This is a genomic window from Agrobacterium bohemicum, from assembly GCF_001562555.1.
GTDB classification, from domain to species: Bacteria; Pseudomonadota; Alphaproteobacteria; order Rhizobiales; family Rhizobiaceae; genus Agrobacterium; species Agrobacterium bohemicum.
In genome coordinates this window covers 190,284-200,978 of the sequence record NZ_KQ961033.1, presented here as the reverse complement: position 1 = coordinate 200,978, position 10,695 = coordinate 190,284, and the positions used below count along the sequence as shown (strand labels likewise).

Below are 10,695 nucleotides of genomic sequence, written 5' to 3'. Positions count from 1 at the left end.
GGTTATAAGCAACCCGACCCTACCGGAAAACACCGATGGCTATGAAACCCAGCTACACCACGTCCTGGGACACGATCATAAGACACTAGCCCATCTTATTAAAACCGTGCCAAGAAATTGCTTTGGCATGACAATCTCTCAACCGAAGAAAATTGAAATAACTAGGACGAATCGACATTCACCGCAGCCAGATCATTGCGGGGACGAGATAGACGAGCCCCTCGAAGTGTATTGTTCTTCGGTCGTAGCGCGTTGCAAATCTGCGGAAGTGCTTCATTCGATTGAAGCACCGCTCGATGCGGTTGCGATATATGTATGCGAGTTCATCGTGTGGAATGATGACCTTGCGCGAGCGTTTTGATGGGATGATTGCCTTGGCTCCCATACTGGCAATCATCTCGCGCAAAGCGTTACTGTCATAGGCTTTGTCAGCCAGAACAGCACCGCCGCTTTGCCCCTCCAGAAGAGCTGGCGCTCGGGTGATGTCGCTTACCTGACCTGCGGTGACGATGAAACGCAACGGTCGGCCCAACGCATTGGTCAGCATATGAATCTTGGTCGTCAGTCCGCCTCGGGAACGCCCCAGCGCCTGATCCTTGCCCCCTTTTCCGGTGGCTGCCTGTTCATGGGCGCGGACGATCGATATCTGATGATCGACAGCACCTAGAGCCGCATTGAGGCCGGTAAATCTACCGCCGATAATAGCTACTTCTCTGGACGGTGAAATCTCGCCGGCTTTTGCATCGTCTGGACGAGTACCATATCGGCACTCCCCATGGATTTCTCCAAATGTTTTGTGTCATCGGAACGCTTTCCAGGCTGCAATATTGTTGCTCTGCCACGAAAGAACGATATGGATGAAATGGACCGTCAGGCTGTCCATCGCTCGAAAACTCAGTTGGAAATATCATGAACGCATTGACCTGGACCTGGAGTATCGCCGGCTTGACCGCGCTCGGTGTCATTACGCGACCTTTTGCCTGGCCGGAAGCGATATGGGCGGTTCTCGGTGCGCTTTTGCTTGTCGGTTTCGGTCTCATCGGTCCTGCCGATGCCTGGGTCGGCATTACTAAGGGCACGGACGTCTATCTGTTTCTGATCGGCATGATGCTGTTGTCAGAGCTTGCACGGCGGGAAGGGCTGTTTGACTGGCTGGCCATGGTCGCAACGACCCATGCCAAGGGTTCGCCTAAACGTCTTTTTGTTCTGATCTATGTTGTTGGTGTGATCGTCACTGTGTTCCTTTCGAACGATGCGACGGCGGTCGTACTGACGCCTGCGGTTTACGCAGCCTGCCGGACGGCAAAGGTCAAAGACCCGATGCCCTATCTCCTCATCTGCGCCTTCATCGCAAATGCCGCCAGCTTCGTCCTTCCCATCTCCAATCCTGCCAATCTGGTGATTTTTGGCGGTGGAGAGATGCCGCCACTGTCGCGTTGGCTTGCGACGTTCGGTCTGCCTTCGATCGTGTCTATCCTCGTGACCTTTGCCGCGCTGTACTGGACGCAGCGTTCTGTCATTCGTGCCGATAGCGTCGCCTCCAATATGCAGTCAGCTCCCATTTCATCGAGCGCCAAGCTCGCCGGTTTTGCTTTGTGTGGTACGGCGGTGATCCTTCTGGGTGCTTCGGCCCTGCACATGGATTTGGGTCTTCCGACATTTATCGCTGGCAGCCTTGCCACGGCTACGGTGCTTTTGATCAACCGGGGTAGCTTTGTTGAGACGTTGAAGGGTGTCTCCTGGAGTGTACTGCCCCTCGTTGCCGGGTTGTTCGTCGTTGTCGAGGCGTTGAGCCAGACCGGGCTGATAGACCAGCTTGCGCAATATCTCTCTCAACAAGCGTCGACATCTCCAACCTGGACTGCTGCGGGCGCAGGTGCGGCGGTGGCTTTGACGACCAACCTCGTGAACAACCTGCCGGCTGGCCTGGTCGCCGGAAGTGCGATCCAGTTGGCGCATGTATCTGACAAGATTGCTGGCGCGATTTTGATAGGCGTTGATCTCGGGCCCAACATTTCCATCACGGGATCGCTTGCCACGATACTTTGGCTCAACGCACTTCGTCGCGAAGGTCTGAAGCTTGGAGCCTGGGCTTTCATGAAAATTGGTATTGTTGTGACAGTGCCAGCATTGGCAGCATCGCTTTTCGTGCTCGTAATGCAATGATTACGATTGTCTGAAAGTGTTGCCGCTCGCTGGGTGGTTCTATGCAGCGCCCATATGAGATGGTTTTTGATTGCCGGACGCAGCCACGTCATGGCGATCGATATCCTCACCTGTTGGCTGAATAACCGGGTTTCCGCGGCGGTCGCGCAGCACTTCCACCGCTATGCCGTAGGTATTTGAAATAAGCTCTGGTGTGACGATATCTCTGGGCGCGCCGCTTTGCCTCAACCTACCTTCCGATATGACCAGAAGATTATCGGCGTATTGGCATGCAAGGTTCAGGTCGTGCAACACGACCACAGTCACCCAGCCATTACTCCGGGTTTCTTGTCGCACCAGGTCCAGCAGACCGACTTGATGTCTGAGATCCAGTGCACTGACTGGCTCATCCAGCAACATCGTTTGCGGGTCACGCATCAGGACCTGCGCGAAGAGTGCCATCTGCCGTTGGCCACCGCTGAGGGAGGATATATCCCGGTTTGCAAGGTGTCCTATTCCCGCTTGATGAAGTAGTGTCATCGCGACGTCCAACGTTTCATCGTCAATATGCAGGGACAATTGACCGGACCGTCCGAGTGCAACGACTTCGAGTACGCTGAGCGCAATATCGACCGTGGTATCCTGCGGCATATAAGCAAACGTATCGCGCCAGTTTTTGACAAGCTTGCGGTTCTTTTCTCCTGCACGCAGAGTACGATCACCGACACGTATGGAGCCATTGGCCAGTGGCAAGTCTCCAAACATGGCGCGCAACAAAGTTGTTTTGCCGGTGCCATTCGGACCGATTACGGCATGAACTTGTCCCGCTGCCAGCCGCGCGCTGAGTTGCTGTACGACTGCCTGACCGCCACGCTCTATCGACACCTCCTCAAGGATCATCATCGGCTGCGCCTCTTCGGAGCAAAGATGAGCCATAGGAGGAACGGCACACCCACAATCGCCGTGACGATCCCGACGGGGAAGAGAGCCCCCGGAACGATGGATTTCGACAGGATCGACGCAGCCGATAACATCAAAGCACCGCTTAAGATCGACATGGGTAGAAAGAACCGCTGGTCTTCGCCGACGGTCATGCGGGCTATGTGCGGCGCGACCAATCCGATAAAGCCGATGACACCGACGAAGCTCGTCGCCGTTGCAGTCATGATGGCGACGATGATGAGCACTTTCATGCGCAACAAACGAACATTCACGCCCAGGCTTGCGGCTCGCATTTCTCCCATTCTGAGCGCAGTCAGTTTCCAGCAATCCGCCATCAACAGCACGCAGCAGATCGCGGTCACGGCGGCTGTGAGGGTTACCGTCGGCCAGGTTGCCTTGCTGAGACTGCCGAACAGCCAGAACAGGATTTGTTGAGACAGCTCCGGCGAAGACAGAAACTGAATAAGTGAAAGGAGCGATTGAAAAAGAAACAGAAGCGCTATGCCGCCAAGGATAATCGTTTCTGTTGCGATCTGACGCATGGAGGCAAGGAAGAACAGGAAGAGTGCCGCCAGCATGGCGAAGACAAATGCCCCCAAGGGAACCGCGATCATCGCATCGATTCCAAGCCCGCCCACAGCCAGCACAAGAGCCGCGCCGAAGCCTGCCGCCGCCGCCATACCCAGAGTGTAGGGACTTGCCATCGGGTTATTGAGCAATGTCTGCATCTGTGCGCCACCTGCACCCAGTGCTGCACCAACACAGAGTGCCATCAGCGCCATTGGCAGGCGCAAACCACGCACGATCGAATCGGTCATCGTTTCTCGCACGCCAATACCGGTCAAGGATCGTACGACCTCGGACGGAGAGAGCATCGATGGCCCCGTTGCTATGTCAAGTACAAGGCTGATCGCCATGAGGATGAAAAAGATCAAAACGATCCGCCAGCGGCGGCGCTCGCGCAGCCTGTGCTCACCAATAGCCTCAGCGTTGCGGGCAGCAATTGTCATGAAATACCTGTCGTGCAGAGCTTGTCGTGAAAGCGAACGCCCAGTGAGAGGCGTTCGCAAATTGTTGCCTCTCCGTTACTCGGTAACGGCGATGGCGAAGGTGCCTTCGGGTGTTACAGGCAGATACTTTTTGTAGTAGCCAAGGTAGTTCGCGATTGGGTCAACATCCCCGAACTGCTCTGGATAAAGCTGCTTGGCGATATACTGGACCAGCGCGAAATCCGATAGCGTGCGCGATCCACCCTGATAGACGCCGAAGAGCTTGCCGTTCTTGATAGCGGGCAACTCACTCCAGCCTTGGCGTGTCTCGAAGGCTTTCAAGTTTTTTCGCGCATCCGCCTCTTTTACGCCCGGGCCCATAGGCATCGCTGTCGGGTTCTTGTTGTCTTCACGTCCCGAAATAAAAATAACGTCCGGTTTCGCCACCAGAACCTGCTCTGGATTGATAGGACCCCACCACTCCACGAAAGGTGCAGCAATGTTGTCGCCACCTGCCAGGGTGGACATCGCGCCCCACATATTCTTGCCGTAGGTAAAGGAGTATTCCGCCGGGCCCTTGTTGCCAAACTCCACATATACTTTCGGTTTTGGCTTGCCTGACTTGGCGACGCGATCCGCAATATCCTTCATCGCACCCTGATAGAGGTCGGCGATCTCGTTGCCGCGCTGATCCTGTCCCGTCAGTTGGCCGAATAGCCTGGTGGACGCGACGTGACGCTCAACCGTCTGAGCGTTATAATCGACGACGACGACAGGAATGCCTTGTTTTACCAGCCGCTCGGCATCAAGCCCCAGTGCCTTGAACTGCCAGTCCGCAAGAATTACGAGATCAGGGTTCAAGCTCAGGACTTTTTCGACGGAGAAGGTCTGCGTGTCCACTTCGCCGACATCCGTTATATCAGCGAGCGACGGCCGGTGCGCCACGTGCATCTTCCAGTTGGCCGGAACTTTCCCAACCCATGCTTCTCTGGAAATCCCGACGACGGAATCGTAGGCTTTTTCGCCACCGACTGCCATGTAGTCCTCGAAATAAAAGCCCAGAACGACACGCTTCGCCGGAAGGTCAACCTTAACTTCACGCCCGATCACGTCGGTTATCGTCTTCATTTCTGCCATGACGGGGGAGGCTACTACGAAAACCGAGAGCAACGCAGCAAGACCGCTAATAAATGATTTCATAATAAAGATCCAAGGGTTGAGATGCCGCTGCTCTAATAAATATGATAAATTAAGTCAATTTAATTGGCGATGGATTCCATCGTATTTCCAACTGAATAATGGTTGGTTTTTCTGATGTACTGTTCTGAGACATGGTTGCATAGCCACGGTAGCGAGAGCTGTGTCCGGTAGTGCAGCTACATAACAGTGCTGGGAGGAGTTTTGATAACAGCTACAGGGCGTACGGATCGATTGCGATCTTACGCCATCAGGTGTGTGAATGATTGTAAACGCCACCACGCCGTCTGCTGTGGTGGGCGTTTCGTTTTCAAGAAGTGCACTGTTTTGAGTTGCCACTAAGCGTCAACGCAAAAAAAGAGGCGGTCAACTGACCGCCCCGTTTTCAAATTCGATGTCTTAATTACCTTAAGCAGGGCGCTCTTCGCCCGCATTGGGTCGCCAAGTGATCAATTTCTTCTCAACAACATCGAGTACAAGATCTATGAGGAGAACAAAGATTGCCAGGATGATGATGCCTGCAAACACGCCCACTGCGTCGAAGTTACCTTCCGAGCGTGCGATGAGGTAGCCGAGGCCAGCCGATGCGCCGAGATATTCGCCGATGATTGCACCGACGACTGCAAAGCCGACCGAGGTGCGAAGCGAAGACAAAATCCAGCTTGCCGCAGCAGGGAAGTACACATGGCGCAGAAGGTCGGAACGTTTTGCGCCGAGGATACGAGCGTTCGATAGAACGACCGGGTTTACTTCTTTGACGCCCTGCATGGCGTTGAAGAAGGTGACGAAGAATACGAGCGTAACCGCAAGTGCTACCTTCGACCAGAGGCCCAATCCCAACCAGAGAACGAAGATCGGAGCCAGAACAACGCGTGGAATTGCATTGACAGCCTTGATGAAGGGATCGAGCACGCGGGCGACAAACGGGCTTAGCCCAAGCCATACGCCTGCCGCGACACCGAGGCCTGTACCAATGAGATAACCCAGAACAGTCTCGCTCAGTGTTATTCCCACATGCTTGTAGAAACCGGCGTCAGCTATCCATGTGACGACCTGTTTGACGATGTCGAATGGGGCGGGAAAGAAGAACCGATCGATCACCGCTGTCGTAACGCCAAGCTGCCAACCGCCCAGCAGGACAACAAGAAGCGCGACCTGAATGAGGCGAATGTTAATGGCGTGCATAGCTTTTCTCCACTTCGCCGCGTAGGGATGCCCAAATGTCGCGGTACAGGGTCATGAATTTCGGATCGAGTTTGATTTCTGCGACGTTGCGCGGACGCTCCAGATCGACAGGGAAACTCTCGATAACGCGGCTTTTCGGACCGGCTGCGAGCACCACGACACGATCACCCAGAGCAATGGCTTCTTCGAGGTCATGGGTGATCATGACGACGGCCCGGCGGTCTTCCTGCCAAAGCCTCAGAAGCTCGTTTTGCATGAGGTGTCTGGTGTGGATGTCCAGCGCCGAGAACGGCTCATCCATCAAGATGACCTTTGGCTCAGTTATGAGGGCTTGGGCCATCTGCACGCGCTTGCGCTGACCACCGGACAATTGATGCGGAAAGCGTGTTTCAAAGCCTTTCAGACCTACTTTCTCCAGCCATGCCAGCACCTTGCCGCGCCGTTCTGCCTCTGGGACGCCCCTGAACATGAGACCCAACTCGACATTCTGATACGCGGTTTTCCAGGGAAGAAGAGCATCCTGCTGGAACAGATACCCGATGTTGTTTTGAACGCCGTTGACAGCTGCGCCGTCGATAGAAACGGCACCTTTCGCGGGCTTCAGCAAGCCCGCGATTGCATTGAGGATGGTCGATTTGCCGCAACCGGTCGGCCCGACGATGGAGAGGAATTCTCCATCGCCGACCTTGAGATTGACGTCCTGAACGGCAACAAAGGAACCAAACGCCATCGTGACGTCGTCAATTGCCACCATTGATTTGGCTTGAGCATCTGCCACTGGCGTTAACTTTCTAATTGTCGAAGACATTGACAAGCCCTCACTGTGCGGGCTTCGAAGCCGTGGCCTCGACGAACGTGTTGGTATAGGTGGTGTTGAGGTCGATTGTGGCCTTGGCGACCGCATCGTTGAAGCTTTTCAAAACCATCAGGGGTGTTTCCAGATCGCCGGGAACGAACTTGCCGTCTTCCGAGAAGATCGCCTTCGCAGCTTCCACAGCCTTGATATAGGTCTGCTTGTCGCCAGACACGAAGTCGTCAGGAAGCTTCTCGACAATCTCTTCGGCTGAGTGCGCCTTCATCCAGTGCAAGGCCCTGACGGTGGCGTTGGTCACTTTCTGAACTACTTCGGGATTTGCGTCGATGTATTCCTGTGTCGCGTAAAGAACGGATGTTGGATAGATGCCGCCGTAGACGTCCTTCGCTCCTTGGTCGCTACGTGCGTCGATCAGAATTTTGCCCAATCCGCGCTCAACGACAATCGTGGCCGCCGGGTCATAGTTTACCAGCAGGTCGATTTTCCCCTGCTGCAAAGCGGCCACGGCTGCTGCACCGGAACCAACGCCAATGATGGAAATATCGTCTTCACTCAGATTGTGTTGCTTCAGGTAATAACGAATGAAGAAGTCAGACGACGAACCGGGTGAAGTGATACCGACTTTCTTGCCTTTGATTGTCTCGGGCTTTGCAGGGTCGAAGTCCGTGTCGTTGGTTCCAGCAAGAACCAACCCGGAGTTGCGTGCCAGCATCACGAAGCCGACAACATGTTTGTTTTGCGACTGCATCTGGATCGTATGGTCATAGAAGCCGACTGCCACATCTGTTGAACCAGCAACAAGAGCCTGGAGGACCTTGGAGCCGCCTTGGGCAAAGTTCTCGGTGGTAACGTCCAGACCTTCGTCCTTGTAATAGCCGAGGCTTGCAGCCACAGGGAAAGGCAGGTTGTTGAGATTATACGATCCGACACTCATTCTGACTGACTCGGCATTCGCGGATGCTGCAAGTGCACAAAGCGCCGTCGCTGCTAACAGGTATTTACGCATAGGGGTCTCCTCCCGGTTGTCTTTGTTGTTTTGCCAATGTGGCGTCTTTTAAGCTGCGTTTTCGATCGCCGTATTGGGTTTTGCGAAAACGTATCCTTCAAAAAGTCGGCGGGCCGTCCTCACGAGGCCAGCCGTAATCGTACCGTTTCTCATCTCCAGCTGAACATCGAGACGACCTGCTGGATGCTCGATCTGAATCTGGGTCGGTACAGTGAGCTTGCCTGCATCTTCGAACGCTATTGTTCCATCTGTCACTGCAGCTGTTGCAATGCCGACAGCACCGGTCGTTGCGAGAGCAGGATGGCATTCGCTGGGCATGAAATACCGCACTGACAGCGTTCCGCCTTTACGGGCTGGAGATATCAGAACTGGCTTCGGGATAACCATGTCGGTCACGTCTCCCATGCCCATGAGTTGACCTGCCTTGATGCGTATGCGGGCCAAGCGTGCTATCAATTCACGGTTTTCAGTGAGAGCTTGAGGGTCTTCATAGCCCGTCAAACCCAGATCGATAGCGCGGATGAGCACCATCGGCATCGCGCAGTCGATCACTGTCACAGCCACGCCATCAATGATGTCGATGGCCTTACCCGTTGGCAACAGTTTGCCGGTTTTGGCGCCTGCGGCATCCATGAAAGTCAGCGCGATCGGAGCGGCCAAACCAGGGACACCATCAATTGAGGCATCACCGAGATAGATGACTTCATTGCCGTGGGTGGGCACCTTGGCCTCGATCAACTTACCGGTGTTCACGTTGTGGATGCGAACAAGTGTATCTGTCCCTTGTCCCTGAACCAACCCTGCTTCGATTGCAAAGGGACCGACGGCAGCCAGCATGTTGCCGCAATTGGGCGAGTAGTCGACATATTGCCGGTCTGTGCGGACCTGAGCAAATAGGTAGTCGATGTCCGCGCCCTCAACTTTAGACCGACCGATGATGGCAACCTTCGAGGTGACAGGATTTCCGCCACCGATGCCGTCGATCTGAAGGGGATGTCCAGAACCCATAATCGATAAAAGTGTTGCATCCTTCTGAGCTTGATCACGGGGAAGGTCCGATGCCAAAAAAAACGGCCCACGAGACGTTCCGCCGCGCATCAGTACACAAGGTATCTTTTGAAGGTCGTTCATGGTCGCCTCAATCTTGCATTTGATGGATCAATCCATCGAGTTGTTGCAATATGAGGAAGATAACCTTATTTGTTAAATGCAATGTTTTGGAGGTTTATTGCGATATGAGCATCAATTGCGAAATTCTGGATTTGCGTGCATTTCAAGCTGTGGTTGAACTTGAGAGTTTCCATAGGGCGGCGGACGCGCTCCATCTATCTCAGCCCGCTTTGACACGACGTATCCAAAAGCTTGAACAATCCATTGGGGCACCCTTGCTGGAACGCACGACGCGACACGTAGCGCCGACGGCCATGGGCCAAGAGGTAATGCCGCTTGTGAGGCGAATGCTGGAGGAGTTCGATGGGTCGCTATTTGCGATGAAAGAGGGGACGCAGCGTCGTGGGTTGATTACGATGGCCTGCGTGCCAACGGCGGCCTTCTACTTCCTTCCGACCGTCATCAAAACATTTAGTGAGCAATATCCTCATATAAGGCTTCGTATCCGAGATCTCACAGCCAATGACGGGCTGCAAGCCGTAGCGCGAGGCGAGGTTGAATTCGGGATCAATCTCATGGGCAACTCGGACCCGGATCTTTCTTTCGAGCCACTTATTGACGACCCATTTGTTCTTGCAATGAGAAAAGATCATCCACTGGCGAGGTTCGAGTCGATCCAGTGGAATCAGCTTGAAGAGTATCCGCTTGTGGTCGTGGATCGCTCAAGCGGTAACAGAACCTTGCTTGATGGCGCGCTGGCGAGACACAATCTAAAGCTGAATTGGACATACGAGGTGACCCACCTCAATACGTCTTTGGGTCTTGTCGAAGCGGGTTTAGGCATTTCAGTGTTGCCCCGGCTGGCAACCCCGCAAGAGGAACACCCTTTCTTGGTGTCGCGACCAATTGTCGAGCCTGTTGTTTCTCGAACGATCGGCATTGTTCAAAGAAGAAGTAGCACCTTGTCGCCAGCCGCTGAGAAGTTCGTGGAGATGTTGTTGAAGACCTGGAAAACACCGTAGTTAAACGTCGCATAGAGGGGTGTTGGAGTTCTTTGACTCATCTTTTAGTCGTTATATGCGCGTCGCCAATGATATTTGGGTGTCGGACGATGCTGGTAAGCCGAACGTCATCAAGGGGAGTTGGGCAACCCGTGCAGGATCATCGCTGCGGCACCGAACGCCACTGTATCTGTGGCCTCGATTTCAGGGATTAAAATGCTTGGCTGAAGAACCCGTGCTCCCTCGAAAGGCCTGCTTCTGTTAAAATCGAGCCAGTATGCAAGCCGTCGGCGAACGAGGCGCGGG

The 10,695-nt window shown here is 54.2% G+C and carries 10 protein-coding genes; 2 read left to right on the top strand and 8 right to left on the bottom strand.

What is annotated here, in order from left to right; genetic code table 11:
• Positions 1 to 178: 178 nt before the first annotated feature.
• A complete protein-coding gene (locus ATO67_RS22515) occupies positions 179 to 586 on the bottom strand; it encodes an IS5 family transposase (protein WP_245304022.1) in 408 nt (135 codons plus the stop codon).
• Between the two features lie 323 nt (positions 587 to 909).
• Between ATO67_RS22515 and ATO67_RS17925 the strand changes: the two genes are divergently transcribed.
• Positions 910 to 2,166 (top strand): arsenic transporter, encoded by a 1,257-nt coding sequence (locus tag ATO67_RS17925; protein ID WP_067652430.1) that lies wholly within the window; start codon positions 910 to 912, stop codon positions 2,164 to 2,166.
• Positions 2,167 to 2,205: 39 nt separating this feature from the next.
• Here ATO67_RS17925 and ATO67_RS17920 read toward each other — a convergent pair whose 3' ends face one another.
• The 7 genes from ATO67_RS17920 to ATO67_RS17890 form a co-directional block, all read right to left on the bottom strand.
• Positions 2,206 to 3,048 (bottom strand): ABC transporter ATP-binding protein, encoded by an 843-nt coding sequence (locus ATO67_RS17920; RefSeq protein WP_067652428.1) that lies wholly within the window; start codon positions 3,046 to 3,048, stop codon positions 2,206 to 2,208.
• Positions 3,045 to 4,097 (bottom strand): FecCD family ABC transporter permease, encoded by a 1,053-nt coding sequence (locus tag ATO67_RS17915; RefSeq protein WP_067652427.1) that lies wholly within the window; start codon positions 4,095 to 4,097, stop codon positions 3,045 to 3,047. The genes ATO67_RS17920 and ATO67_RS17915 overlap by 4 nt, the downstream gene beginning before the upstream one ends.
• A gap of 75 nt (positions 4,098 to 4,172) precedes the next feature.
• Complete coding sequence (locus ATO67_RS17910) at positions 4,173 to 5,276, bottom strand: ABC transporter substrate-binding protein (protein ID WP_173645949.1); 1,104 nt, start codon at positions 5,274 to 5,276, stop codon at positions 4,173 to 4,175.
• A gap of 405 nt (positions 5,277 to 5,681) precedes the next feature.
• Complete coding sequence (locus tag ATO67_RS17905) at positions 5,682 to 6,458, bottom strand: ABC transporter permease (RefSeq protein WP_067652425.1); 777 nt, start codon at positions 6,456 to 6,458, stop codon at positions 5,682 to 5,684.
• Positions 6,445 to 7,266, bottom strand: a complete 822-nt coding sequence (locus tag ATO67_RS17900; protein WP_106404985.1) for an ABC transporter ATP-binding protein — start codon at positions 7,264 to 7,266, stop codon at positions 6,445 to 6,447. The genes ATO67_RS17905 and ATO67_RS17900 overlap by 14 nt, the downstream gene beginning before the upstream one ends.
• A gap of 10 nt (positions 7,267 to 7,276) precedes the next feature.
• Positions 7,277 to 8,278 carry an ABC transporter substrate-binding protein gene (locus tag ATO67_RS17895; protein WP_067652421.1) on the bottom strand — a complete coding sequence of 334 codons (1,002 nt, stop codon included), beginning with the start codon at positions 8,276 to 8,278 and terminating at the stop codon, positions 7,277 to 7,279.
• 48 nt (positions 8,279 to 8,326) lie between these two features.
• Positions 8,327 to 9,409 carry a 4-oxalomesaconate tautomerase gene (locus tag ATO67_RS17890; protein WP_067652419.1) on the bottom strand — a complete coding sequence of 361 codons (1,083 nt, stop codon included), beginning with the start codon at positions 9,407 to 9,409 and terminating at the stop codon, positions 8,327 to 8,329.
• A gap of 104 nt (positions 9,410 to 9,513) precedes the next feature.
• Between ATO67_RS17890 and ATO67_RS17885 the strand changes: the two genes are divergently transcribed.
• Positions 9,514 to 10,410, top strand: a complete 897-nt coding sequence (locus ATO67_RS17885; RefSeq protein ID WP_067652417.1) for a LysR family transcriptional regulator — start codon at positions 9,514 to 9,516, stop codon at positions 10,408 to 10,410.
• Positions 10,411 to 10,695: the final 285 nt, after the last annotated feature.

Bases quoted from the DNA above. Each gene is read 5' to 3' on its own strand.
- ATO67_RS17910 (WP_173645949.1), bottom strand. From the start codon at position 5,276: ATGAAATCATTTATTAGCGGTCTTGCTGCGTTGCTCTCGGTTTTCGTA.
- ATO67_RS17885 (WP_067652417.1), top strand. From the start codon at position 9,514: ATGAGCATCAATTGCGAAATTCTGGATTTGCGTGCATTTCAAGCTGTG.
- ATO67_RS17925 (WP_067652430.1), top strand. From the start codon at position 910: ATGAACGCATTGACCTGGACCTGGAGTATCGCCGGCTTGACCGCGCTC.
- ATO67_RS17920 (WP_067652428.1), bottom strand. From the start codon at position 3,048: ATGATGATCCTTGAGGAGGTGTCGATAGAGCGTGGCGGTCAGGCAGTC.
- ATO67_RS17915 (WP_067652427.1), bottom strand. From the start codon at position 4,097: ATGACAATTGCTGCCCGCAACGCTGAGGCTATTGGTGAGCACAGGCTG.
- ATO67_RS17890 (WP_067652419.1), bottom strand. From the start codon at position 9,409: ATGAACGACCTTCAAAAGATACCTTGTGTACTGATGCGCGGCGGAACG.
- ATO67_RS17905 (WP_067652425.1), bottom strand. From the start codon at position 6,458: ATGCACGCCATTAACATTCGCCTCATTCAGGTCGCGCTTCTTGTTGTC.
- ATO67_RS17900 (WP_106404985.1), bottom strand. From the start codon at position 7,266: ATGTCTTCGACAATTAGAAAGTTAACGCCAGTGGCAGATGCTCAAGCC.
- ATO67_RS17895 (WP_067652421.1), bottom strand. From the start codon at position 8,278: ATGCGTAAATACCTGTTAGCAGCGACGGCGCTTTGTGCACTTGCAGCA.